We start from the raw sequence: 26,855 nt of genomic DNA, 5'->3' as shown, positions 1-26,855 counted from the left end.
TGGTAAGTTTTAAAAAAATTCCTATTATAGCAGCAAAGCCGCCTTTAGCCCACTGATTTCAATCATGGGCTGAAGGCGGCTGCGTGGTTGCTTGCATTCATCTGTTTTATACCACTAACCTTACTGATAATAGTTTACGCTGCTATACTAACAGCCTTAATTCCTGAGCTACCGCTGTCATTACGCCGTTCCAGTCGCCAGGAGTGCTCTGACGGAACAGGCGCATGGACGGATACCAGGGAGTGTCGCTTCTGGCCAATAACCACCGCCATTCGCCGTCCGCCGGCAGCAGCGTCCAGACCGGCTTACCCAGTGCGCCTGCCAAATGAACTACAGCTGTATCAACAGACACCATCAGGTCGAGGTTCATAATCAAAGCGGCAGTATCGGCAAAATCGGCAATATCCTCTGTCAGGTCAATGAGCCGCATACCAGGTGGCGCTGTATTGGCCTCCTTGACCGCCGCGCCTTTTTGCAGGCTGTAGAAAGTCGTGCCTGGTATTCCGGCCAGGGGAGACATCGCCTTAAGGCCGCAAGTGCGGATTTGTCCGGGGATGTTTGCCGGATCACCGGCCCAGGCTAATCCTACCCGGAGGTTTGTACCGGAACAATTCATTTTGCTGCGCCAGGCAGCAATAGAGTGCTGATCGGCAGTCAGATAAGGAACGCTCGCCGGAATAGTCTGTAAGGTTGTGCCAAAAATATGGGGCAGACTCAGCAGGGGCACAGTTAGGTCAAATTGTGTCTGAGTAATTGCTGCAGTTTGTTCAATTAGTTCATCAATTCCGGGAAAGTTAGCAAACAGGCGGAGCAGCGGCTGTTTTGTTGAGAATTGCACAATACCGCCCCGGGCTTTGACCAGCGGCAAATAACGGCAAAATTGCAGGGTGTCGCCGAAGCCTTGCTCATCATAAACCAGCAGACGCTGGCCGGCAAAATTTTTACCACACCAGCGCGGCCGGCTATCAAAGCATTCATAAAAATGCCGGTACCGGTTGACTTTAGTACGCCATTCATATTCAGCAAAGCCGCGGGTCAGGTCGCCGCTGAGCAAGATAGCCTGAGCACGGTTATTATATCCCCTCGGATCTGCAGGATTCAACCTTACAGCGCGGTTATAAGCGGCAATGGCATCTTCAGCCTTTCCCTGGGACTGCAGCGCATTGCCAAGATTAATATAGGCACCGAACAAATCCGGTTTGATAGTGATTGCCTGTTGCAACACTTCGACGGCTTCAGACGGTCGTTGTAATTTGAGAAGAGCATCTCCCAGACTAATATAAGCCCCGGCAAAGTCCGGTTTTAACGTGATGGCCTGCTGCAACGCTTCCGCGGCCTCGAATGGCTTGTGCATTTTGAGCAGGGCATTTCCCAGATTAGAATAGGCCTCGGCAAAATTTGGTTGAAGCGCAATTGCCTGTTGCAACACTTTGGCAGCCTCAGGCAGTCTTGACAACTCGATTAGGGCCCCGCCCAGATTGTTATAGACGCCGGCTAAATCAGGTCTGAGCGCGATTACCTGTTGAAAGGCTTCTACGGCTTCAGGTAGTCTTCGCAAAGCGAGATACGTGCTCGCTAAGTTAAACCATAATTCGGCATTACCAGGGCAAAGAATTACCCCTTCCTGGTAGCATTGGATGGCAGCCTCCAGCATCCCCTGCTCTTTACGGCCATTTCCCAGCAACAGCTGTTGCTGCGCTTGGGATTGGTTTTCATTCATGATATTTCACCTGCTTTCACTGCCAGCATTCTTAACTCCTGAGCTACCACTGTCATTACGCCGCTCCAGTCGCCTGGGGCGCTCTGACGGAACAGGCGCATAGTCGGATACCAAGGAGTATCGCTCCTGGCCAATAACCACCGCCATTCGCCGGCTGACGGCAACAGCGTCCAGACAGGCTTACCCAGCGCGCCTGCCAAATGGGCTACGGCTGTGTCAACAGACACAACCAGGTCTAGGTTCATAAGCAATGCGGCAGTATCGGCAAAATCGGCAATATCGTCAGTCAGGTCAACGAGCCGCATACCAGGTGGCGATGTATTGGCCTCCTTGGCCGCCGCGCCTGTTTGCAAGCTGTAGAAAGTCGTGCCTGGTATGCCGGCCAGGGGAGACATCGCGTTGAGGCCGCAGGTGCGGATTTGTCCGGGGATGTTTTCCGGATTACCGGCCCAGGCTAATCCTACCCGGAGGTCTGTGCTGGAGCAATTCATTTTGCTGCGCCAGGCAGCAATAGAGTGCTGATCGGCAGTCAGATAAGGAATGCTCGCCGGAATAGTCTGTAAGGTTGTGCCGAAAATATGAGGCAAACTCAGCAGGGGCACCGATAGGTCAAATTGTGTCCGGGCAATTGCTGCCGCAGTATGTTCGATTAGTTCATCAATTCCGGGGAAGTTAGCAAACAGGCGGAGCAGCGGCTGTTTTGTCGAGAATTGCACAATACCGCCCCGGGCTTTGACCAGTGGCAGATAGCGGCAAAATTGCAGGACATCCCCGAAGCCCTGCTCATCATAAACCAGCAGACGTTTGCCGGCTAAATTTTCACCGCCCCAGCGTGGTAAGCTGTCAAACCCTTCGTAAAACCGTCGGTATCGGTTGACTTTCGTGCGCCATTCATATTCAGCAAAGCCGCGGATCAGGTTGCCGCTGAGCAGAATAGCCTGCGCGCGGTTATTATATACCTCCGGATCTGTGGGATTCAGCGTAATAGCCCGGTCAAAAGCAGCGATGGCATCTGCAGCCTTTCCCTGGGATTGAAGTGCAAAGCCCAAATTATTATGGGTCGCGGCACAATCCGGTTGGAGCGCGATGGCCTGTTGCAGTACTTTGACGACATCAGTCGTTCTTCGCATTTTAAACAGGGCATTTACCAGATTAGTATAACCCTCAGCCAAATCCGGTTTGAGGGTGATGGCCTGTTGCAGCGCTGCCACAGCCTCAGACAGTCTCGGCACTGCGAGCAGAGTAGTCCCCAGGTTATACCACAATTGAGCACTTTCAGAGCAAAGTGCCAACCCTTTTTTGTAACATTGAATGGCTTCCTCGTATAGGCCCTGTTTTTTGAGAGCGCCGCCCAAATTATTATAGGCCTTGGCAAAATCGGGTTTAAGCGCAATTGCCCGTCGCAATGCTTGAGCAGCCTCAGATAGTTTTTGCGATGCAAGCAGGGTAGTTCCCAATTGGTACCATAAATCGGCATTGTCAGGACAAAGCACCAATGCTTCCTGGCAGTGTTGAACAGACTCCTCCGACTGCCCCTGTTCTGTAAGGGCTTTTCCCGGTGACACTTGTCGCAGCGCTTCAGATTGGTTTTCGCTCATACTGTTCCACCTGCCTGCCATACACTCAACTCCCGGACGACTGCTGTCAATACACTGTTCCAGTCGCCCGGAATGCTCTGGCGGAACAGACGCATGGTCGGATACCAGGGGGTATCATTTCTGTCCAATAACCACCGCCACTCACTGGCTGCCGGCAGCAGCGTCCAGACCGGCTTGCCTAGGGCACTTGCCAAATGGGCTACGGCGGTATCAACTGATACTACAAGATCAAGATTCATAATCAGGGCGGCAGTATCAGCAAAATCCTCAATATCGTCTATCAAATCAATGAGTCGCATCCCGGTCGGCGGCGTATTAGCCTCTTGGGCCGCTTCGCCTTTTTGCAGGCTGTAGAAAGTCACGCCTGGTATGCAGGCCAGTGGCAACATCGCTTTGAGGCCGCAGGTACGGATTTGTCCGGAGATGTTTGCCGGATTACCAGCCCAGACTAATCCCACCCGCAAGTTTGTTCCGGGACAATTCATTTTACGGCGCCATGCAGCAATTGAGTGCGAATTGGCAGTTAGATAAGGAGCGACCGCCGGGATAGTTTGTAATGTCGTGCCAAAAATATGGGGCAGACTCAGCAGAGGAACCGCTAGGTCAAATTGTGCCTGAGCAATTGTTGCCATGGTATGTTCAAGCAATTCATCAATACCAGGGAAATTGGCAAACAGGCGCAGCAGCGGCGGCTTAGTTGAGAATTGTACGCTGCCGCCCCGGGCTTTGACCAGTGGCAGGTAACGGCAAAATTGCAGGGCATCTCCGAAGCCTTGTTCATCATAAACCAGCAAGCGTTTGCCGGCAAAATTTTCACCACTCCAGCGCGGTTTATCGTCAAACCATTCATAAAAATGATGGAACCGGGGGATTTTCATGCGCCGCTCATATTCAGCAAAGCCGTGGGACAGGTTGCCGCTGAGCAGGATAGCCGTTGCGCGATTATAGTATACTTCCAGATTTGAAGGATCTAGTGCTATAGCACGGTTATAAGCAGCAATGGCGTCTTCAACCTTGCCTTGAGCCTGCAGCGCATTTCCCAGATTAATACAGGCATCAGTATAATCCGGTTTGAGCGCGATGGCCTGTTGCAGCACTTCAACGGCCTCAGACAGTCTTTGCAATTTGAGCAGGACATTTCCCAAGTTATTATAAGCTGCGGCCAAATCCGGTTTCAGTACAATGGCCTGTTGCAATGCTGCGGCGGCCTCAGACAGACTTCGCAGTTCGAGTAGAGTTGTCCCCAGGTTAAACCATAATTGGGCATCGCTAGGACAAATAGCCAACCCCTTTTGGTAGCATTGAACGGCAGCCTCAGATAGCCCCTGCTCCTTAAGGACACTTCCCAGACAAAGATAGGCATTAAGAAAATCAAGCTGAAGCGCGATGGCCTGCTGGAATGCTGCCGCAGCCTCAGACAGCCTTGACAATGAGATAAAGGCAATTCCCAGGTTAAACCATAAAACGCCACTATCAGGACAGATAGCTAGCCCTTTTTGGAAGCATTGCATGGCGTCCTCACAGCGTCCCTGTTCATTAAAGGCATTGCCCAGATTCATATATGCGCCGACAGAATCCGGTTGGAGGGCAATTACTTGTTGCAAGGCTGCAACAGCCTCAGGCAATCTGGCAACTTCGAGCAGGGTGGTTCCCAGGGCAAACCATAGTTCAGCACTACCGGGGCAAAGCGTTACTCCTGCCTGGTAACATTGAATAGCATCCTCTAACAGCCCCTGCTCTTTATGGGCATTTCCCAGCAACAGCAGCCGCTGCGCTTCTGCTGGGCTTTTATTCATACGATTCACCTGCCTTCCAGACATAGGATAAGGTCTTTCCTTTACTTACTTAGCTGTCGCTGACAACACTGCTCTTAGCTCCTGCTCCACCGCCGCCACTACGCCGCTCCAATCTCCGGGGGTGGTCTGACGAAACAGGCGCATAGTCGGATACCATGGGGTGTCGTTTCTGGCTAATAACCACCGCCATTCACCGGCTGACGGCAGCAGCGTCCAGACAGGCTTGCCCAGCGCACCTGCCAAATGGGCTACAGCGGTATCGACTGCAATAACAAGGTCGAGATTCATAATCAGCGCGGCGGTATCAGCAAAATCAGCAATATCTGCTGTCAGGTCAACGAGCCGCATCCCCGGCGGCGGTGTGTTGGCCGCATTGGCTGTTGCGTCTTTTTGCAAACTATAAAAAGTCACACCCGGTATGCGTGCCAATGGAACCAGCGCATCGAGGCCGCAGATGCGGCTTTGTCTGGGAATGTTTTCCTGATTACCGTCCCAGGCTAATCCTACCCGGAGGTGTGAGCCGGGACAATTAATCTTGTTATGCCAGGTGTCAATACTGCGCTGTTCAACAGTTAGATACATAATCTCACATCTCTTTCCACTTTCTTAACTCCTGAACTACCGCCGTCATTACACCACTCCAATCACCCGGAGCGATTTGGCGGAACAGGCGCATGGTCGGATACCAGGGAGTGTCGCTTCTGTCCAATAACCACCGCCATTCGTTGGCCGCCGGCAGCAGCGTCCAGACCGGCTTGCCCAGTGCGCCTGCCAGATGGGCTATGGCAGTATCGACCGATATAACAAGATCAAGATTCATAATCAAGGCTGCAGTATCGGCAAAATCCACAATATCGTCTGTCAGGTCAATGAGGCGCATGCCGGACGGTGGCGTATGTACCGCCTGAGCCGCCTCGCCTTTTTGTAGGCTGTAGAAAGTCACGCCAGGTATGCAGGCCAGCGGCGACATTGCTTGCAGGCCGCAGGTGCGGATTTGCCCGGAGACATTTGCCGGATTACCGGCCCAGACTAAACCTACCCGCAGGTCTGTGCCGGCACAATTCATTTTGCTGCTCCATAGATTAATGCTGCGCCGGTCGGCAGTCAGATAAGGAATATCCGCCGGAATAGTAGGCAGTGTTGTGCCCAAAATATGGGGCAGGCTCATTAAAGGCACAGCCAGGTCGGATTCTGTCCGGGCAATGGCTGCTTCCGTATGTTCTACCAGTTCATCAATGCCGGGGAAATTTGCAAATAAGCGCAATAATGGCTGTTTGGTGGAAAATTGCACAATACCGCCCCGGGCTTTGACCAGCGGCAGGTAGCGGCTAAACTGAATGGCGTCCCCACAGCCTTGCTCATCATAAACCAGCAGGCGTTTGCCAACAAAATTTTCGCCTTGCCAGCGCGGCATGTCATCAAACCATTCATAAAAATCACGCAGCCAGTTAAGTTTTGTCCGCCATTCATATTCCGCAAAGCCGTAGGCCAGATTGCCACTGAGCAAGATAGCCTGTGCGCGATTATTATATACATCCGGGTCGGCAGGATTCAGCGCAATGGCGCGATTATATGCAGCAATGGCGTTTGCAACCTTTCCCTGGGCCTGCAGCGCATTTCCCAGATTACTATAGGCGCCGGCCAAATCCGGTTGGAGCGCGATGGCCTGTTGCTGGGCCGCCACGGCCTCAGACGGTCTTTGCAGCATAAGCAGGCCATTTCCCAAATGCGTATAGGCCTCGGCCAAATCCGGCTGAAGCGCGATGGCCTGCCGCAGCGCTGCGACAGCCTCAGAAAGTCTTGGCACTTCAAGCAGGACGCTCCCCAGGTTATACCATAAAATGGCTTTGGCAGAGTTCGCAGAATCAGGCTCCAACGCCAGTGCCTTCTGAAAACATTGTATCGCTTCACCAGACCGCCCCAGCTTGTGCAGAACAACACCTAAATTGCACAACGCTTGAATATAATTAGGGTTAAGCGTTAATGCGCGGCAGAAGCTAATGAGAGCATCTGTTAACCGGCCTTGTTCCTGCAAAGTACAGCCTAATTTGCAATGCGTTAGAGCATCGGCCAGGTCCTGGACGGCTTGGACGGGCAGTTGTTGCTGCATTCCGGCTTGGTTTTCGCTCATGCTATTACACCAGCTTTCGCTGCCGCCAGCATTTTTAGCGCCTGAGCAACCGCCGTCATAACACCGCTCCAGTCGCCCGGAGCACTCTGGCGAAACAGGCGCATGGTCGGATACCAGGGAGTGTCGTTCCTGGCCAATAACCACCGCCAGTCGCCGACCGCGGGCAGCAGCGTCCAGACAGGCTTGCCCAGTGCGCCCGCCAAATGGGCGACGGCGGTATCGACTGATAGTACAAGGTCGAGATTCATAATCAGCGCGGCGGTATCGGCAAAATCGCCAATATCGTATGTCAGGTCAATAAGCCGCATCCCAGGCGGTGGCGTATTGGCCTCGCTGGCCGCCTCGCCTGTTTGCAAACTGTAGAAAGTCACGCCAAGTATGTCTGCCAGGGGCAACATTGCTTTGAGGCCGCAGGTGCGGATACGCCCGGGGATGTTCTCCGGACTGCCGGCCCATACTAAGCCTACCCGCAGGTCTGCTTCCCGGCAATTCACTTTGTTTTGCCAGGTTGCCACCAAGTGCTGGTCGACTGTCAGATAAGGAACGCTTGCCGGAATAGTGCGTAATGTTGTGCCGAAAATATGGGGCAGACTCAGCAGGGGCACAACCAGGTCAAATTGGGTCCGGGCAATGGCTGCGGCAGTATGTTCTATTAGTTCATCAATTCCGGGAAAATTGGCAAACAGGCGCAGCAGCGGCCGCTTGGTCGAGAATTGCACGCTGCCGCCCCGGGCTTTGACCAGCGGCAGGTAACGGCAAAATTGCAGGGCATCGCCGAAGCCTTGTTCATCATAAACCAGCAGGCGTTTGCCGGTAAAATTTTCGCCACGCCATTGCGGTTGGTCATCCCACCATTGATAAGCATGGCGGTATCGGTCAACCTTTGTGCGCCACTTGAATTCAGCAAAGCCGCGGGCCAGGTCGCCGCTGAGCAGAATAGCCAGCGAGCGGTCGCAATATAGTTCCGCCTTAGCAGGCTGCAGCGCGATAGCGCGGTCATAAGCGGCGATGGCATCTTCAGCCTCTCCCTGAGACTGTAGTGCGTTTCCCAGATTAGCATAGGCATCAACAAAATCCGGTTGGAGCGTGACAGCCTGTTGCAGCGCTTTGACGGCCTCAGGTAGTCTTTGCAGTTCGACAAAAAGGGTCCCCAGATTATACCATAATTGGGCATCACAAGAACAAACGGCTAAACCTTGCTGGTAGCATTGAACGGCTTCCCCGGACAGGCCCTGTTCTTCAAGGGCATTCCCCAGATTGATATAGGCAGCGGCATAATCCGGTTGGAGTGCAATGGCCTGCTGCAGCGCCTGGACGGCCTCAGACAGTTTTTGCACTGCGAGCAGGTCGGTTCCCAGGTTATACCACAATTCAGCATTGCCAGGATAAAGCGCCAGCCCCTGTTGGTAGCACTGAATGGCTTCCTCAGCCAGGCCCTGTTCTTTCAGGGCATTTCCCAGACAAATATAGGCATAGAGAAAATCCGGTTGGAGCACGATGGCCTGCCGCAACGCTTCGACGGCCTCAGACAGTCTTGGCACTGCGAGCAAGGCGGCTCCCAGGTTGTACCATAAATCGGCACTGTCAGGGCATATTGCTAATCCCTGTTGGTAACATTGCAGAGCCTCTCCGGACAGGCCCTGCTCTTCCAAAGCATAGCCTAGATTAATATAGGAACCGGAAAAACCCGGCTGGAGCGCAATGGTCTGCCGCAACGCCCGGACGGCTTCAGACAGCCTTGGCACTGCGAGCAGGGCCGTCCCCAGGTTATACCAGGTTGCGGCACTGTCAGGGCAAATGACCAAGCCCTGTTGGTAGCATTGAATAGCGTCTGCTGACCGGCCCTGTCGGTTAAGAACATTTCCCAGCAGGCAATACGCGTTCCCATCCTCCGGCCAAATGGCTATTGCTTCCCGGAGACAGCGGACCGCTTCAGCATCCTGGCCGCAATTAATATAGGTTATCGCTGCTTGGTACAGTTCTCGCCCCTGCGCAGAATTTTGCGCTTGCCGGGACGGCTGCCGCCACATTGCGGCTTGGTTTTCCCGCATGCTGTTCCACCTGCTTTCTGTAGTTTATATAAATAGCAAGTTTACAAAATACATTCATGAATCATGCTTTTTTCAACCCGTTTTTAGTGTATGTTTACATATAATAAAAGCCGGCAGCCGCATAACTGCGGAACTGCCGGTTTTCATCACTAACCTTATTTCGTAAACTGTAAACAGGGATGTTGATTAAAGAGTCTTGATCGACATTGCAGTTGCTTTAACCATGCAGCTGACAGTGTCATCCACGGCAAAAGCGGTTGTGTACGGAATAATCGCTTGCACTGTAGTACCTACTGGAAAAAAAGTGGATGGAGAGTAGCGGACTTCACCGGTACAGGTGTCTTTGATAATACTAGTGATTACTCCTCTGAGTAGATTTCCTTGTGGTATACTATACGTCATTATGTGGCCCTCCCTTCTGATTTAATTTTTATCAATGTAAGGAGCTGCTTACACTAATTGATATTCAATAGATTCCTTTTTTTAAACCGGATTACTGTATAATTTTATTACCTTTCAGAAAAATACCGGCAATTGATCATTCCTAGACTTCCACCACAACCTGCCTGCACCCTCTTTGGGTGTTCCGTTTAAGGTACGAAGTGGGAGTTCCGTTTTGCTGTTTCGATAGAGGTAATTCTGATATAGTATGATAAGCTTTGGCTTGTGCCAAGTCCTTTAGGACGCCGTCAAAAGCTGGCTTGCCTTTTAGTGTATAGTCGTTCAGGGAAGTTAAACTTTCCATCTGGATTATAAAAACCGGCAGCCGCAGGAATGCGGATGCCGGTTTTATAGGAAACCTTTACTTATTTAGCTACCCATACATCAACAGGGTTGGCCATGCCTTCAACAGTTTGGCCGACAGTAAATTTATCAGCAGACGTACGTGTAATCAGCGATGTCCAGGATGACGGAGTGGTAGTTGTCTCGAGCGTGAGTTTAGTCACAGTAGTATCTTGTTCAACAGCTGCAACCGTTGCCAGGAAATTATTTCTTGCGGAAGTTGTCATTAGGGTATTCCTCCTTTCCTATGGAATCTTACACTGTAAGAGCTCCTTACACTGACTAACATTCCCGGCATGCTATTTTTTCAACGGGGTTTTGCAAGGATTGTTTTCATGTATTTGATACCCCCTTCAGGATTCTTGATAACCAAACAAGGGCGGAGAGTCTTTGTCTTTGAGAAGCTGAATTGAAAAAGGGCACCGATCCGGTGCCCTTTTTCGTCATTTTGATATATGCGCTTTTCTCATAGTTTATTTGATATTATTGAGCAAGCGATCATAATTTTCAATTACGACATCTACATTTGGTCCAAGATAATTATCCATAAACATTTTGTAGGGAATATCTTCTGACCATTCGTAACATATCTCTTCCTGGGATGCGGGGAACCGCCCTTTGTCGCACAACATCTCTAACGCATTAAGCTTGGGCACAATTAGCATCTGATCGCCGAGTTTGTCAAATAGCCAACGATGGTGGATATAGCCTACCCAATATTGGCTTTCGACATTGCTTAGCTCTGATCTAATGCTGGGCATCGTTATAATACCCTGTTTAGCAATTTGGGGAAGTTTTCGCAAGGCTATCAATGGATCGTACAAGTCCTCAAGAGTATGTGTACAAATAGCATAGTCATAACGACCGTTAGCTTGTACGATTTCTTCCAGGCTGCGCCAAGATTCGTAGTTACAGATATCTAGGCTTAACGAGTGCTTGGTGTTAGCAGCTAAGATATCAATGACCATATCCGCGATAGGCGCAGTCCAGCCTTCCCCTGCTACTCCGCCAATATCAATTACACGATACTCTTGTGTTCGTTTCTTATCAGCAACGGTATCTAGCACATAAGCTCGTGTGTCTTGTGTAGTTCCATAATTAATTTTTAGCATATTAACTGAACTCCTCCCTTATTGTTCGTACGCTCTCAGAAACCCGAAAGTTATCTTGTACATACTAACATTCACTGCATTTGATTTTTTCAACGTTTTTTGGCAATGATCACTTTCAACTGGTTCTGATGGAATAGTTACTGTTATGACTATAAAAGATAAATTGTTATGAAAAAACATTTTTGCTGGTTTAAACCATCTTTAATCAAGGAAGGTTTATTACTATCAAATGTATCTGAAGGAGGAACTTATGAAAATCTTATTCCATACAAATCAATTGTCATTGCGCGGTACGGAAGTTGCGCTGTTTGATTACGCCCACTATAACGAGGAAATCTTGCATAATGAATCACTGATTGCCGTCAAACGCGCCGGGCCGCACCCGCATCATCCGCTGGTGGTGGAGAAATTTCACCAGCGATTCCGGGTGTTTTATTATGATACACTGCCGCAATTGCAACAGTTGGCCGAGGACGAAAAAGCAGACATCTTTTATGCCCTTAAGTCAGGGGAAAATGACGGCCTATTGTTGTCAGGAATCAAAAACTGCGTCCACGCCGTATTTATGCACTATGATCCTCATGGTGAGGTATATGCCTATATATCAGAATGGTTAAGCCAGACAATAACCGGCGGTATAATGCCCTATGTACCGCATATTGTCCATTTGCCGGCTGTTGCCGGGGATTTGCGCCAGGAATTGAATATCCCTGAAAACGCAACTGTGTTTGGCCGTTACGGCGGCTGGGAGACGTTTGATATCCCTTTTGTCAAAGATTTGGTAACCACAATTGCCGCGAAAAATCCAAACATCTACTTTCTGTTTATGAATACGGAAAACTTTGGCAGCCAACTGAACAACATCATCTTTCTGGAAGGCGCGGCTGATCTGGATTACAAGGTAAAATTCATTAAAACCTGTGATGCGATGCTGCATGCCCGCTGCCAGGGCGAAAGTTTTGGCTTAACCTGCGGTGAATTTTCCATTTTCAATAAGCCTGTCATAACCTGTAATGCCGATTTCATCCGGGAACGTTGTCATATTGATATTCTGGGAAGCAAAGGAATCTATTACGCGGACTATGAACAATTGGAGAAAATACTATGTAATTTTACTAAAGAGCCGCAAAAAAATTGGGACGCCTATTCGCAGCAGTATAGCCCCGCGGCGGTTATGGCTAAGTTTAAAGCAGTATTTATTGATGGTTGAAGGATTTTTCGGAGGTGGTATGAATGAAAATTTATGACTGTTTTACTTATTTTAACGAAATTGAGTTACTGGAACTGCGCCTGAATTTATTACACGATGTTGTTGATTATTTTGTGGTGGTCGAAGCCAATAAAACCCATAAGAATAACAACAAAAATTTTAATTTCGAAAAAAATACCGCACTGTTGCCAGACTATCTTGCTAAAATCATTTATGTCAAAGTAGAGGACATGCCTGATTGCCCCAGTAATGAGTGGGAACTGGAAAACTACCAGCGCAATTGCATTACGCGGGGGTTAACAACCAGCAGTCCGGAAGATCTGATATTGATATCTGATATCGATGAAATCCCCGCTCCTGCCGCCATAAAATTACTCACTGAAAATAACCGCAGCACAGAACTATGTACTGATGATTGCCGGCAAAATATCGAACAGCTCATAACAGTTCCTGAAAGCTTGCTTACCCAGTACGGCACGGGGTTATTGGATATAACACCGCTCGCTTTAGAGCAAACCTTATACTACTATTTTGTCAATTGCCAATGCAAGGAAAAATGGCATGGCACGACAATAACCAAAGCAAAATACCTTGCCATACCGCAGCTGTTTAGAAACTACCGCAATGTTTTTCCCCGGATTAGCAACGGCGGCTGGCATTTCTCCTATTTAGGCGGCATCGAAAGAATTCTGGAAAAATTAAATTCGATTGTCGAATCAACCGCCAATGCCTATTCGGCCGATCATATCAAACATTGCATCAGCAATGGACTAGATCTCTACGGTCGTACAGGAAGAGCCTTTGAATTCGATTTTATTACGATTGATCAGACACTTCCCCACAATATCCAGGCGATAATAGAAAAATATCCTTATCTGTGTTTTAGGGAAAGTTAAAGAATCTATCGCTATCCCTAAGTGTCTGTCATGAAGTGAATAGGAAGGCGATTGTAAAGACAACAGGGTCATACTGCCGCTAAAGCGGCGAGTATGACCCTGTTGTCTTTCTTTATATATAACAGAAAGTATACAAATGCAGAGGCTATTATTACCGCAAAGTACGCAAAGTACGCAAAGTACACAAAGGTTCTTTATTAAACAATCTCCCCTTTGTAACCCTTTGCGCTCTTTGTGTCCTTTGTGGTTTTACAAACTTAACCCCATAGCCCAAAACCAAACCTATTTTAATATAACAGAAAGAATAGCGGTTTTCTTAATTGACAACAGAAGTTTTAAGGAAAATTCGGTGTGTTTCTTATAAAATAAACAGAATTAACAGAATTAAACTGAACTAAACGTAAAAAAACGTTGACTCCTGTTAAGTTATGTATTATATTGTATTTTAATGTGGTATATCCCAAATTTACCCTAATAATTAATCTATTTCCAATAAAATTATCATTTACCAATGATAATAATATTTACCATGATCTAACCGAAAAGTATTCTAACTTTTCACAATTCGAGAACTGGAAAGTGATAAACCCAGCGAAAGGAGGTTTGTTATTGAGCCTGTCGGCCCTGTCCGGTTGATGGAAGGACAGTCTTCTGATTGGACAAGCCAGAGCAGGACAGTCACCAAAAACAATGCGGAAAATAAGCGAGTGAGTCAGGCCGGCGGAAGGATCACCTCCTGCCGCCAGTCTTGCCACGCAAAAGGGAGAGGAGCCAATGAATAAAAGCAAGCTTGCGGTTATCGCAAGCTGTCTGCTGGTATATTCCGGATTTACACCGGCAGCCAGCGCCGAAGAGGCCACCGGCGATGTGGAAGAGGTAGTCGTAACCGCTGACAAGATCAAGGAGTTGCCGCCGGCAAAGGTCACCGTGATTAACGCGGAGCAGATCAAGGCTCAGGGAGCACGTAACGCGGCTGAGGCTTTGAAGGATGTGCCAGGGGTAACGGTAAGCAGCAATAGTGCGCAAGGCAAAGCTCTTGCCATGTTCCGCGGCAGCGATGCCGAAAATACACGAGTCTTTGTCGATGGCATACCGCTTAATTCGGTGGTCGACGGTAAAGTAGATTTGAGTACCATTATGACGGAAAATATTGAGAAAATCGAGGTCATCAAAGGGGCAGCACCGGTTATGTACGGCATAAACGCGCCCGGCGGGATCATCCTTATCACCACCAAGAAAGGCAGCAGCACAGGCAGTTCGTCGCTGACCGTCACTACCGGCAGTCACCGAGACCAGAGCCTGGCTGCCTCTACTTCCGGCAAAATTGGCAGTCTCAGTTATTTATTAAATGTCAAACGAGAGCGCACCGATGGCTACACTGAGCACTCCAAGGGTGACGAAAACCATTATAACGCCAAGTTCAACTTTGATTTAAACCGCTTTTCTTCCCTGACGATATTGACTTCGTATACGGCCAAACATAACCAAGTCCCCAACCGTATTGACCCGGAAACCGGCGAAATTATTACCATAAAAAGTGCAACTAGCTCAACGCAGTCAGGTCTTTTTAAAAATGCGCATGACTTTGAGTATAGCCCGTGGCGAAGCAAGTACCTCGCCGCGATCTATGACCGGAAGCTTAGTGATAACAACAACATGAGTCTGAAATTGTACCGCACTAATGAATATTCTATTCTCAAAGCGTATGGCACGTTTGGGGTGACGAATGATGGCGATCACGATACTTGGGTTTACGAAAAATCGAACGGCTGGGTAAACGGCCTGGAATTACAGGATACGATCAAAACCGGCAAGGATAACACCATTATCTGGGGGTTTAACCATGAATCAAGGTCCCATAGCGAGTGGACTGATGATGTAGTTGCTGTTACAACAAATAGTGAGGGTAAGAAGATCTATACCCAGGCAGATGCTACTTCAACTTACAGGTATACCAACAGAAGCCTTTATTTGCAGGATAATCTCAATCTTAGCAACAAACTGGCAGTCAGTTTTGGGATCAGACACGACCAAATAAACACCGAGGCAGACACGCATCCTTATGGCGACTCAACAATGCACCATTTTTCTGATAAAGACAGCCCCACTAAGCCGGAAGCTAGTTTTAGCTATGCGATGACCAATCGGACAACGCTGCATGGCTCTTTCAGTGAAACCTACCGTTATCCCAACGTCACAGAAGCTCTGCACCCCGGCGGAGTTTATGGCGCGTTTGGCACTAGGTATCGACTGACCGTAAACCCTATTACCGGCGAATCTTATCCTTATGATGACGATTGGGCGGGTATTAGACCAGTAGTGTGGTGGAAATGGCCTGACGGAACATGGCATCAACAAACAACACTAACTACCTGCGACAGGGTATTGCCGGAAGAATCCATTAACCGGGAGATTGGACTGACACATTCCTTTCCTTTCGGGCTAAAACTGGACTGTACTTATTTCAGAAAAAACATTACCAATATGATCAAAGGACAGGAGAATATAGATTTTTATGGTCAAGAAAGCGCTCAACTCTATTACAACATACCCTACGTCCAAATGCATGGTTTTGAGGTGGAAGGCAGCTATCCAATCGGCAAACAGGTCAAAGGGTTCCTGAGTTATTCCTACACCAATGCCTGGGACCCTATTGCCTGGCACCAGGTTTCTGATATCCCTTATCGCAAATACTCCTTTGGTTTTATCTATACCGGCAAGAATGGCCTTAATGCCTATTTGTCGTTGAATTATCTTGGCTCCTACTCCTCTATATACTCCACCGGCAACGGCAATGGCAACGGCGACTCTAGAGACGTAACACCTTGGACGGTACCGGCGCACCATACGGTGGATATGAAAGTCAGCAAGGAGATCGCCAACAGAGAGTATTATATCAAAGCCATCAATCTGCTTGATAAGAAGTTTTACCAGGGAGCTTACCTGCTGGCCCCCGGCCGCTATATCGAGGTCGGCGAAACGTTTAAATTTTGACCGGTTTAAAAAATATAGCTATAAATAATCCGCAAAGGAGGCCGGTTGCAGTAAAAATAAAAATAAGGGGCAATGATTGATGAGAAAGGGTAACTATCTAAAATCAGCGGTTATTACTGTTGTTTTTCTCTTAGCTTCGTCTGCCGCCGTTCCGGTTCTCGCCAGTTACGTAGCAGGGGACAGTGCCACCGCTACAACTACGGGCACAGCCATTGGCGAGAATTCCAAAGCCCGCCGGGCGGGAACCAGTATTGGCGCTTCGGCAATCGGCGGTAATAACGGTACGAGTGTAGGCTATAATAGTATCAACGGTGGTAGTTATATAGTGCTAGGCGCTTCCGCTACTTCCGGGGGAATTTTTGGTACAGCCATTGGTTATAATTGCAACTCCCCCGCGAATGTCGGAATTGGCTCATCCCTGACCAACACCTTGACCGGCGATGCTAGCGACGCCACCTATACTGTGGCTATAGGGGCAGGTGCCTCCACAGACACGACTACCACTACTGTGATTGGGAGAAATGCTTCTGCGAACAACAACGAGACGGCTTATACTAGCGCGGCGTATTCTACGGTCTTGGGAGACGGAGCGACCGTAAAGCAGGGAGGGAGTAGCTCCGTTTACGGGTGCGGTGCTACTACAAGTGGTGATCACAGCACCGCCATCGGAACAAACGCTAGTACTAGTGCTGCCGCCACCAACAGCGTTGCTCTGGGCTACGGATCGGTCGCCGACCGGGCCAACACCGTATCGGTCGGTTCAGCCGGGAATGAACGACAGATTACCAATGTCGCCGACGGTACAGAAGGCACGGATGTGATCAATGTGCGGCAACTGCATGAATTCGGCCGGAAGATCGACAAGGTGGGCGCCATGTCGGCGGCGATCAGCGGTCTGAGGCCGATGCCTCATGACCCCAAAGCGCCCCTCCAGCTGCTCGCCGGCGGCGGCAACTACAATGGCCGCTGGGCGGCGGCCGTTGGGGTGGGTTTCTATGCCCACGAAAAGTTTCTGTTGAAATTTGGTATGGCCTTCTGCGCCAGTGAAAAGATGGGACAGTTGGGACTGGAATGGAAATGGGGACGTGCCGGTAAAAAAGCAACGGCACCCCACAGCACGGTAACAGCGCTGCAGACAACAGCCCGGCAGTTGCAGGACCAAATTAAACAACTGCAGGACCAAACCCAAAAACAGCAAGCCCAACAGCAAAACCAGATCAAACAACTGCAAGACCAAATAAAAAAGCTGCTGAATACGCCAGAAAATCCGAGATAAAAATATAGCTTTAACTAATTTCGGCAAGAATAACCGATTGTAATAAAAAATAACAACAGGAGGCAATGATTAATGAATAAGGCTAAATTTTCAAAATCAATGGTTATTACTTTGTCTTTTCTCGTAATTTCGTCTGCCGCAGTCCCAGGGCTTGCCAGTGATTACATCGCCGGGGATGGCGCCACAAGCAACGGCTACGACAGCAGCACGACGACAACCGTAGGCAACACAACCGTTGGCGAGAATGCCAAAACCGGATCTAAAGAATCAACCGCTGTCGGTTCTTCAGCCACGGCCGGTGATTCCGCTGTGGCTATAGGTTATAATACTAGTGCCGCTAACAAGGCTACTGCAATGGGCAGTAGCGCTACTGCCAGTGGTATTGAATCTGTAGCTATCGGTTTTAGCACCACGGCCAGTGGTAGTCAAGCTATCGCAATTGGCGGCTATGCCACATCCTCCGGCACTGCTTCTATTGCTATAGGGGTATCTTCCACAGCCACAGGGGACGGGAACATTGCTATTGGGCAAAGTGCTGAGGCCTCCGGATCTAACAGTACTGCCGTGGGCGCGTCCGCGGTCGCCAGCGGGGTTAGCAGCAGCGCTCTCGGATACAATGCTCATGCTCTCGGTAATTACAGCACAGCCCTCGGGTCAGCTACTGCCAGCGCCACCAACAGTGTTGCTCTAGGCAACGGTTCCGTCGCTGACCGGGCCAACACCGTATCGGTCGGGTATGCCGGCGGCGAACGGCAAATCACCAATGTCGCCGACGGCACTGCGGACACTGACGCGGTCAACGTGCGTCAACTGGAGCACGTCGACCAGCGACTCGAAAGGGTGGGCGCCCTGGCGGCGGCAATCAGCGGCCTGACGCCAATGCCTTATGACCCCAAAGCCCCCCTCCAGTTGCTCGCCAGCAGCGGCGGCTACTCCAACAAGCGCGCAGTGGCTTTAGGGGCGAGTTACTATCCCAGCGAATCGGTGATGCTGAATCTTGGTATGGCCACCTGCGGCAGCGAAAAAATGGGACGGCTGGGAGTTGCCTGGAAACTGAAGTATTCCGGCAAAACAGCAGCAGCCATTGCTGAAGAAAACAACAGTGTAACGGCTCTGCAGGCAACCATCCTGGAACTACAAGACCAGGTTAAACAACAGCAGGAACAAACCCAAAAACAGCAAGACCAACAGCAAACGCAAATCAAACAACTGCAAGAGCAGCTTCAACAGCTGCTGAAGGCCAAGAACAGCAAATAAGTCGGCCAATGTCCCAAAGTACATTGGCGTAATGCAATGTACTTGTGACCAACCCGGTTTACCAGTTCTAAAATTACAGAGCCCGCTAGTATTGCATAGCCGGCTCTGTATTACGGGTTGTGCCAGCAAGCTCGCTTCGGACAGCGACATGGAAGGAGAAATATACTTGAAACACTTGGTAGTTTGTATGATAAGTATGTTTTTATTTTGCAATGCAATGGTGGCCTTTGCGGCTAATCAAAGCCCAGACAGCCAGAACGTAACAATAACGAAAATGACTAAAATTATTGAAGAAGATCCCCGGGACGCTGTGGCCTATTTAAGACGCGGTGAAGCCTATTTATTTAACCAGCAAAGAGATTTGGCCATTACCGATTTTAATAAAGCACTGGAGCTTAATCCCAGGTATGCCGCCGCTTATCTGGATCGCGGCTGGATTTATCTAAAGCAAGAACAATATGCTTTGGCTATTAAAGATTTTGATGCTGCAATCAAAATCGATCCTAAATATGCCAAGCCTTATTTTAACAAAGGTGAGGCCTATGAAGAACAGCGCTTATATCAAAAGGCAATTGATACCTACCGCAGTTTTATTGCCAATGCAGCACCGCAAGATATCCAATTTATTGAAAATGCCAGAAATAATATTCGGATATTAGGCGGCACTATATAAGATAGGAGGAAACTCTCATGAACAAGAAAATAGTAACGCTTATTGCCGCTACTATGCTTACTGCCAGTACTGCTTTTGCTGCCCCCGTTACTGATTTACAGGACGGGCAGAGTGTTGTCGGCTATAACTATTACTACCTGGATCACCTGGCTCCCAACTCCCAAAAGGATCACTCGTTCTACCTGGAACACGCATTAACACCTAAAGTAGTTCTGGGTTTTGAAGTAAACATGTTACCAGCAAGCTTTCCTGATGGTGACATGTTTGACGCCTATGTCCAGTATAAGTTGGATAATCACGTTCGCTTGATTGCCGGCAATAGAAATTATACAGAAGGCACTGACAGACTTTTTTGCGGCATTGGCGCTACTGTCAAGCTGAATCCAAAACTTGACGGTTATCTCTCGGCAACCCACAGCGACTATGCCAATGAATGGCAGGCAGGCGTACTATATAACCTGGATTACCAGACTTCACTCCATGTTGGTTATAAATCCTACAAACAAGATGATCTGTCTGCTCTTAAAGGTGTCGGCATTGGTATCAGCCACAAATTCTAATAGGGGGGCGTGCTGAAACGTAAAGTTTCAGCACGCCCCTTCATTTTATCCAGGTGGAAAAATTAATTGACTCGTTTTTTTAAAAAATTTGTAAATAAATATAAATTTTACAAAATTTTAGCAGGAATAATCAAATTAATATAGAAACATACAGTATTACCTGATAATAAACGATATAAAATAAACAAAAACAGCAAAACATATTTAGTTTATTTCTGTTGTTTTTGAAATAATTCGTTTTATATCAATTATCATGTAAAATATGGAGTCAAAATAATCAAAAGAGGGTGATCCATTTGACATTTTTTAGGAAAAAAATGTATGGCCTCGAAAATTATGCCACAAAAATGTCGTTGACGGGATTTGCAAAACCCCTGATACCTCATGGGGTAGCCAACAAGACAAATGGGAGTTTGAGACGTTTCCGCGTCAAACAAAAAGTGCGCCTGCAGTTAACAATTATCAGGTGCGTCAACTTACACCGCTCAAGAGATTCTGATCTCTTACCATTTTGACATATCCCGGACTCACGCTAAAGTTCCATTGTTAACAGGCACATTTATCGGAAAATAAATCGGAACAGGTGTTCCGAAATTTAATTATAAGGAGATGCAGTTGAGCATGGTTGAGCAATTTCCAGCACCTCAGCTTATCGCTGCCATATTGCCATTTTACACTTCTGAAGGTGATTGTTCCGTTATTCTAACTACCGAGGGGGAACGCATAACAACTGGAGTGCGTATACGAACAATCATCCGCCGGTTGGCCTCTGATCAAGCAATTGATCTTAGCTCATTGAGAAAAATCATAACCGATGCCACTCACCAATCTAATCTGCAGCCTATACCAATTACGCCACGCCTTGTCCTCTTACCGGTAAAAACCCGCAAGCCACGCGTAGCAGGCGATATCAGTACCGGTTATATAAACATACATGCCATCACCAGCATGAATAGCATCAATAAAAATCTATCATCAGGCACCCTGATAAATCTGTCTGGTGGCGCCAAAGTATCCACAATTTGGACAATTACGACAGTTAAACGACATATGCTTTTGGCTCGCCTGGCAACTGCCCAAGCGCCAACTACCACTCCTAAGGGCTTTCGAAGAAACGCTGTTTTTGATGCGGACGACGACCTTTCACCAATTGCACACAAACTGGCAGAAGTTATTCAAGAACTTCTCCGAATGACTGTATCATAACCGCCAGTGTCTGAGGCTATAAAAACAAAGCCGCTTCCTTGAATCTTCAAGGAAGCGGCTTTGTTTCATCACCAGCTTGTGGAGCCGACATTTAACAGATTGACTAACTAGGCTATCTATTCGCTTGGCAGCTATATGTGAAACCTGGAGACAGATCTCTGCAGGTCCTGGGCCAGCAATGCCAGTTCCCGACTGGAGGTGGAAATCTCTTCCATGGACGCCAGTTGTTCTTCTGTCGCTGCCGACACACTCTGTGCTTCTCCAGCCGATTTCTTACTAAGTTCATCAATGTTCCTGACTGAGTTGACGATTTGCTGACTTCCGGTTGCCATCTGTTGGATGGCTGCCGACATCTGCTTAACCTGTTCCGATACTTCGGTTACCAAGTTGGCTATTTCATTGAAGGAAACTCCTGCCGCCTTAACTACCTCAGCGCCGGTTTTCACTTCCCGTGTTCCGTTATTCATTGCTTCAACAGCCGTATCTGTATCGGTCTGGATTTCGCCAATCAAAGAAGCTATTTTCTTGGCCGCCTCCTCCGATTGCTCGGCAAGTTTGCGGACTTCTTCCGCTACAACTGCAAAACCCCGCCCCTGTTCACCAGCCCGCGCTGCTTCAATCGCAGCATTGAGCGCGAGCAGGTTAGTTTGCCCGGCGATACCGGAAATGGCGTCCACAATTTGACCAATTTCCTGGGAACGTTCGCCCAATTTTGCCACCACTTGCGCTGACATGTTAACCGTGTTTTCAATCTGACTCATCTGACTAACTGCTTTGTCCACCGCTGCACCGCCGTCTTTGGCTTTGCCTGCCGCTTGTTCAGACTGGCCGGAAACCAAATTGGCATTGGCAGCAATTTCTTCAATTCCCGCCGACATCTCTTCCACTACTGCAGATGTTTCAGTTGCTGCTGCCAGTTGCAAATTAGCTCCCTCAGCAACCTCAGTCATAGAAATAGCTACCTGGTTAGATGCTTGCGCCGATTGTTCGGCGCTGGCGGTGAGTTCTTCACTGGAAGCAGCCAACTGCTCGGCATCAGAATAAATCTGTTTGATTAATTCCCGTACGTTCTGAGCCATTTGTTCAAAGCTCTTGGCCAGACGTCCAATTTCGTCATTGGAATTGATACTCAAATTGGACAGAGACAAATCGCCACCCGCAATTTTATTGGCCGCCCCTTCCAAAACAGTAATCGGCTTAGCGATTTGCCGGGCAAACCAAACGATGATTAATGAGGTAATGATCAAGATAATAAGAATCGTCAATACTGAAATCCACGTCAAATCAGATAAAGCCCCGGTTGCTTCCGAGACCGGCAAGCTCACCGCTAACGCCCAACCGGTACTTTTGACAGGAGCAAATCCTACCATTTTTTCCACACCATTATATTCATAGGTTGTTGTTCCCGCTTCTCCCTTTACCATCCGTTCTGCAGTTTGCCGCAATGCTAGTGGAAGTTTGTCATTCTTGATAGGATTGTCCTTCATCACAAGTTCTTTATTAGGATTGGCAATAGTTAATCCATCACTTTTGAGCATATAAGCATATCCGGTTTTGCCAATCTTCACTTCCCCTGTCTTTTGGGAGATTTCGTCCAGGCTAATTGCGCCGAAAAATACCCCTGTTACCCTGCCGTCCAACTTAACAGGAACAGCAACAACCGCTACAAGTCCCCCGGTTGCCGGGGATACCACCGGGTCGGAAACAGCAGCTTCGCCTTTCATTGCTTTTTTAAAATACTCGCGTGCACCGAGGTTGACACTTACACCTTTTGAATCAACTGCGATACCGGTAGGAGCAATATAGCCAAAAGTTTCATAACGGCTGTTATTCTTGGCTGCTTGCATTAGGAAAGGTCCTATGTTTTCCAGAGTCCCAGTCTGAAGAACAGGCGCTAATGCAATTCCCGCCATTTCAAACTTACGTCCCTCAATCCAGTCATTGACATCATTGGCTGAAACAGTCGCCAATGTAGCAATTTCCTTAACAAGACTATCAGAAAGCATTTGTCGCGCCTTCCAATAATTTAGTCCACCCAGGGTTCCCATGGACACTATAAAAATTAATAGAATGATAACTGTTAATTTGGTCTGGATACTTTTCATAATAAAATCAGCCCTCTTTTCTCTACCATTTTTCCACATTTTAAGCTACCTATCACCATTTTATTCTAATATTCTACACTTGTCCACTAGACAAATGTACTATTTTGGGATACAAATTACGCATAATATTAAAAAACCGCTATCGCACCCTTGAGGACGCGGCTCTAACCGCAGAGTACACAGAGAGCGCAGCAGGGAAATGTATATCGGGACATTCCCTCTGCGTACTCTGCGTCTCTGCGGTTCAAAAAACTTATACTTTCTTTATGTATAAAAAAAGACATAGCTTCATTTTGAGGGAAACCCCTACAAAGCTATGTCACAAAGTTGTCAAGTAAACATCCAGTACACTATCCCAAGAGCCGCCGGGAAAGACGCACAGCATCGGCAGCATTGACAGCATAGCCGTCTGCTCCGATTTTATCAGCAAAACTCTGCGAAATCGGTCCGCCACCAATAATGACTTTATAGTTGTCTTTAATGTTCTGCTCTTGCAAAATTTGTACAACTGTGGCCATTCCCTCCATGGTAGTAGTCATCAATGTCGCCAATGCAATGATATCGGCATTAACCTCCTTGGCTTTTTCCACAAAGGCGGCAGGTAAAATATCTCTACCCAAATCATAAACATCAAAACCGGAAGTCTCTAGCATGATTTTTACCAAATTCTTGCCAATATCATGAGTATCACCTTCTACAACCCCAATAACTACTTTGCGTTTTTCGCCTTGCTCTGCAACTTTGATATGCCCTTTTAGCACCTCAAGCCCGGCATATATAGCGTCAGAGCATAATAGTAATTCAGGAATAAAGTACTCTTCTTTCTCAAACAAAGTTCCTGCCCGGTCCATGCCATCAGACAAGCCCTTTTCAACGGCTTCATAGGCATCAACTTGCTTTGCTATAATTTCCTCTGCCAGACTTACCGTTTCATCCTCATTCATATCCACAACTGCATCAGATAGTTTTTTGAATAATTCTTCCTTATTTACCGGCATGTTAAGCCCTCCCATAATATTAATTGATAACTAACCAAGATAAAGAAAAGGCAATCATAAACTGCTCAGCAGCCCATGATTGCCTCCGGTGTTCCGGTCAGCGTCTATATTCTCAAATATTAGGCTTATAGTAGCATACAGCTTAAGAGGTGTCAACCCCTGATGAAATTTCCAAAAATAATTCTTGACACTTTTTTGCTTCTTATCATATAATTGCTCCAATACATCAATTCCATTTAGGCTGATCAGACATACTGAAGGCCAAAAGAAACGTGACGTTTCTTTTGGCCTTCTTTTTGTTTTTTTTCTATAAATTTGGCAAACGAAAGGAGTACGGAAAAATGAGAATAGAAAAGGTGGTGGCGTCAAATGGCTAGAGACCAAATGACCCCGATTGAACGATTAACAGCTTACAACCAGGGAAACCCCATTGATCGTCTGCCATGTGTCCCCATTGTGGGCAACACAGCGGCGCGGGTTATTGGCGTCAAAGTCAGTGGACTGCCGAAAAATGGGAAATTATTGGCACAAGCACAGATTGCCGCTTACCGGCGATTTGGCTATGATATCATCCGCATATTTACCGACCTCTACGGGCAGGCCGAAGCCATGGGCGCCGTCATTCACTATCCTGAAGACGAAACAGCCTATCTGGACAAACCGGCCCTGACCGATATAAGCCAAATTGATAACCTGAAGCCCGCAGACCCCTATAAGGACGGCCATTTGCCTGTTCAACTGGAAGCCATGAAAATCGCAGTAGCTGAAGTAGGCAAAGAAGTAACCGTCACCGGAGCACTTACCGGCCCCTTTACCACTGCATCGTTTCTAATTGGCGCCGAAAACCTGGCCCGACTTGTTGCCAAGAATCCGGAGGCTGTCCATCGCTTATGCCGCCTGTCACTGGAAACCTGCCTTACCTACGCTAAAGCAATTATTGATACTGGCTGCACCCCCAGCCTGACTGATCCCATGTCTTCTGCAACCATTATCAGCCCCCAGAAATTCAAAGATTTTTCCCTTCCCTATCTAAAGGAGCTTATTGACTATATTCACTCCCGTGGCAAAGGAGTAACCTTGCACATCTGCGGCAAAACCGCCAAGGTGTGGGAGCAGATGGCTGATGCCGGCGCTGATTGCATCAGTATTGATAATGCCGCCAGTCTCACAGAAGCCAAAGAGAAAGTGGGAAACAGGCTGCGCTTAATGGGAAATGTTAAGCCCTCCGAAATCATGCTGCAAGGCACTGTGGCTGATGTTCGTCTGGCTGTGCTTAGCGGTGTTCGCGAAGCCTATAACAATCCTAAAGGCTATATTGTAGCTTCTGGCTGCAGTCTGCCTACGGAAACACCCTTCGCCAATATTGATGCCATGCTTGACGCCGTCCGCGAAATTGGTTATCCCATCACCGAGGAGAAATTGAATCTTTTGGAACAGAGGTGGTCTAAGTGACAGTGGTAAACGAAAAAGAACGCTTACTAGGAGTATTAAATAAACAACAAACAGACCGCCCCCCGGTCATCTGCCCTGGCGGTATGATGAATGCCGCCATTGTCGATGTCATGAAAAGCAGCGGACAAACCCTACCGGCCGGCCACTCGAATGCCGCTTTAATGGCTGACCTGGCTTATGTTGTACACAACCTCACTGGCTTTGAAAACTTTGGTCTTCCCTTTTGCATGACCGTAGAAGCCGAAGTCCTGGGCAGCGAGATTGATTTAGGCACTTTGGAATGCGAACCCAAAATAAGCCGTGAGGTATTTGCCGCTTCTGCCAAGGTGGAATACAAAGATATCCCCACCATGCTAAATTCCGGCCGGATACCAGTAGTCTGTCAGGCTGTTTCGCTTTTAGCCACTAAATACCCTGACATTCCTGTTATTGGCAGTCTGACTGGCCCGGTGAGTACAGCTGCCTCTATTGTTGATCCGATACAATTCTTAAAGGATTTACGCAAAGATCCGGCAAATGCTCATCGTGTGTTCGACTATGTAACCAAGCTGCTCATCGGCTTTGCCGATAAACTGATTGAGCATGGTGCTACAGTCATCGAAATTGGTGATCCAACCGCAACCGGGGAAATCCTTGGCCCTAAGATATTCGCCGAATATGCCGTACCTTATATTAACAAGCTCATCACAGCTATCCACGAACAAGGAGTTCCGGTTATCGTTCATATTTGCGGCAATTTAAATAGTGTAAAACCGCTAATTTCCAACCTAAAAGCCAACGCCGTCAGCACAGACGCCATAGTCAACTTAAAGCTGCTAAAAGACGAGTTTCCCCAGCTTACCACTATGGGAAATGTCAGTACCTATCTCTTAGAGCTAGGGCCTGCTGAAAAAGTGGCCGTACAAACCAAAAACCTACTGGCCCAGGGCATTACTATTATTGCCCCGGCCTGCGGGTTAAGCACCTCCAGCCCCTTGGCCAATATCCAGTCCATGACCCATACGGTCAAGACCAATTTTGTGAAAGAAGGGGTGTAA

21 protein-coding genes are annotated in these 26,855 nt (G+C 48.1%); 10 read left to right on the top strand and 11 right to left on the bottom strand.

Going from position 1 to position 26,855, the window contains the following annotated elements:
• Positions 1–142 precede the first annotated feature (142 nt).
• The 9 genes from AC1ECB_RS00375 to AC1ECB_RS00335 all read right to left on the bottom strand — a co-directional run bounded on the left by AC1ECB_RS00375 (position 143) and on the right by AC1ECB_RS00335 (position 11,191).
• Entirely contained in the window at positions 143–1,720 is a 1,578-nt protein-coding gene (locus AC1ECB_RS00375; protein WP_485666954.1) for a tetratricopeptide repeat protein, read from the bottom strand.
• On the bottom strand, positions 1,717–3,318 hold the full coding sequence (locus AC1ECB_RS00370; protein WP_485666953.1) for a tetratricopeptide repeat protein: 1,602 nt from the start codon (positions 3,316–3,318) through the stop codon (positions 1,717–1,719). Before AC1ECB_RS00370 ends, AC1ECB_RS00375 begins: the two co-directional genes overlap by 4 nt.
• Positions 3,315–5,114 carry a tetratricopeptide repeat protein gene (locus AC1ECB_RS00365; protein ID WP_485666952.1) on the bottom strand — a complete coding sequence of 600 codons (1,800 nt, stop codon included), beginning with the start codon at positions 5,112–5,114 and terminating at the stop codon, positions 3,315–3,317. The genes AC1ECB_RS00370 and AC1ECB_RS00365 overlap by 4 nt, the downstream gene beginning before the upstream one ends.
• Positions 5,115–5,159: 45 nt before the next feature.
• Positions 5,160–5,696 carry a glycosyltransferase family 9 protein gene (locus tag AC1ECB_RS00360; RefSeq protein WP_485666951.1) on the bottom strand — a complete coding sequence of 179 codons (537 nt, stop codon included), beginning with the start codon at positions 5,694–5,696 and terminating at the stop codon, positions 5,160–5,162.
• Between the two features lie 4 nt (positions 5,697–5,700).
• On the bottom strand, positions 5,701–7,245 hold the full coding sequence (locus tag AC1ECB_RS00355) for a tetratricopeptide repeat protein (protein WP_485666950.1): 1,545 nt from the start codon (positions 7,243–7,245) through the stop codon (positions 5,701–5,703).
• Positions 7,242–9,296 (bottom strand): tetratricopeptide repeat protein, encoded by a 2,055-nt coding sequence (locus AC1ECB_RS00350; protein ID WP_485666949.1) that lies wholly within the window; start codon positions 9,294–9,296, stop codon positions 7,242–7,244. The genes AC1ECB_RS00355 and AC1ECB_RS00350 overlap by 4 nt, the downstream gene beginning before the upstream one ends.
• Positions 9,297–9,482: 186 nt before the next feature.
• Positions 9,483–9,698 carry a hypothetical protein gene (locus AC1ECB_RS00345; protein ID WP_485666948.1) on the bottom strand — a complete coding sequence of 72 codons (216 nt, stop codon included), beginning with the start codon at positions 9,696–9,698 and terminating at the stop codon, positions 9,483–9,485.
• Between the two features lie 404 nt (positions 9,699–10,102).
• Complete coding sequence (locus tag AC1ECB_RS00340) at positions 10,103–10,306, bottom strand: TOBE domain-containing protein (RefSeq protein ID WP_485666947.1); 204 nt, start codon at positions 10,304–10,306, stop codon at positions 10,103–10,105.
• A 246-nt stretch (positions 10,307–10,552) separates the two neighbouring features.
• Positions 10,553–11,191 (bottom strand): class I SAM-dependent methyltransferase, encoded by a 639-nt coding sequence (locus AC1ECB_RS00335; protein WP_485666946.1) that lies wholly within the window; start codon positions 11,189–11,191, stop codon positions 10,553–10,555.
• A 250-nt stretch (positions 11,192–11,441) separates the two neighbouring features.
• Between AC1ECB_RS00335 and AC1ECB_RS00330 the strand changes: the two genes are divergently transcribed.
• The 8 genes from AC1ECB_RS00330 (at position 11,442) to AC1ECB_RS00295 (ending at position 21,263) form a co-directional block, all read left to right on the top strand.
• On the top strand, positions 11,442–12,401 hold the full coding sequence (locus AC1ECB_RS00330; protein ID WP_485666945.1) for a hypothetical protein: 960 nt from the start codon (positions 11,442–11,444) through the stop codon (positions 12,399–12,401).
• Positions 12,402–12,424: 23 nt separating this feature from the next.
• The gene (locus tag AC1ECB_RS00325) at positions 12,425–13,297 is read left to right on the top strand and encodes a hypothetical protein (protein ID WP_485666944.1); all 873 of its coding nucleotides are present in this window, start codon (positions 12,425–12,427) and stop codon (positions 13,295–13,297) included.
• A gap of 774 nt (positions 13,298–14,071) precedes the next feature.
• Positions 14,072–16,291 (top strand): TonB-dependent receptor, encoded by a 2,220-nt coding sequence (locus tag AC1ECB_RS00320; protein ID WP_485666943.1) that lies wholly within the window; start codon positions 14,072–14,074, stop codon positions 16,289–16,291.
• A gap of 79 nt (positions 16,292–16,370) precedes the next feature.
• A complete protein-coding gene (locus AC1ECB_RS00315) occupies positions 16,371–17,567 on the top strand; it encodes a YadA family autotransporter adhesin (protein WP_485666942.1) in 1,197 nt (398 codons plus the stop codon).
• Between the two features lie 72 nt (positions 17,568–17,639).
• Positions 17,640–18,824, top strand: a complete 1,185-nt coding sequence (locus tag AC1ECB_RS00310) for a YadA-like family protein (RefSeq protein ID WP_485666941.1) — start codon at positions 17,640–17,642, stop codon at positions 18,822–18,824.
• A gap of 166 nt (positions 18,825–18,990) precedes the next feature.
• A complete protein-coding gene (locus AC1ECB_RS00305) occupies positions 18,991–19,497 on the top strand; it encodes a tetratricopeptide repeat protein (RefSeq protein WP_485666940.1) in 507 nt (168 codons plus the stop codon).
• 17 nt (positions 19,498–19,514) lie between these two features.
• The gene (locus tag AC1ECB_RS00300) at positions 19,515–20,057 is read left to right on the top strand and encodes a hypothetical protein (protein ID WP_485666939.1); all 543 of its coding nucleotides are present in this window, start codon (positions 19,515–19,517) and stop codon (positions 20,055–20,057) included.
• Positions 20,058–20,678: 621 nt separating this feature from the next.
• Positions 20,679–21,263, top strand: coding sequence for a hypothetical protein (locus tag AC1ECB_RS00295; RefSeq protein ID WP_485666938.1), 585 nt, complete (start codon positions 20,679–20,681; stop codon positions 21,261–21,263).
• 131 nt (positions 21,264–21,394) lie between these two features.
• Here the strand turns inward: AC1ECB_RS00295 and AC1ECB_RS00290 are convergent, their stop codons facing one another.
• Both AC1ECB_RS00290 and AC1ECB_RS00285 read right to left on the bottom strand, forming a co-directional pair.
• Positions 21,395–23,368 carry a methyl-accepting chemotaxis protein gene (locus AC1ECB_RS00290; RefSeq protein WP_485666937.1) on the bottom strand — a complete coding sequence of 658 codons (1,974 nt, stop codon included), beginning with the start codon at positions 23,366–23,368 and terminating at the stop codon, positions 21,395–21,397.
• A gap of 350 nt (positions 23,369–23,718) precedes the next feature.
• The gene (locus tag AC1ECB_RS00285; protein ID WP_485666936.1) at positions 23,719–24,366 is read right to left on the bottom strand and encodes a corrinoid protein; all 648 of its coding nucleotides are present in this window, start codon (positions 24,364–24,366) and stop codon (positions 23,719–23,721) included.
• A 369-nt stretch (positions 24,367–24,735) separates the two neighbouring features.
• Between AC1ECB_RS00285 and AC1ECB_RS00280 the strand changes: the two genes are divergently transcribed.
• Together AC1ECB_RS00280 and AC1ECB_RS00275 are read left to right on the top strand one after the other, a co-directional pair.
• Positions 24,736–25,818, top strand: coding sequence for a uroporphyrinogen decarboxylase family protein (locus tag AC1ECB_RS00280; protein ID WP_485666935.1), 1,083 nt, complete (start codon positions 24,736–24,738; stop codon positions 25,816–25,818).
• Complete coding sequence (locus AC1ECB_RS00275) at positions 25,815–26,855, top strand: uroporphyrinogen decarboxylase family protein (protein ID WP_485666934.1); 1,041 nt, start codon at positions 25,815–25,817, stop codon at positions 26,853–26,855. Before AC1ECB_RS00280 ends, AC1ECB_RS00275 begins: the two co-directional genes overlap by 4 nt.

This window comes from Sporomusa sp. 246TCP1 (assembly GCF_057319775.1).
Note: the sequence above shows the minus strand (reverse complement) of the source record. Positions and strands in the feature narration are given on the sequence as shown.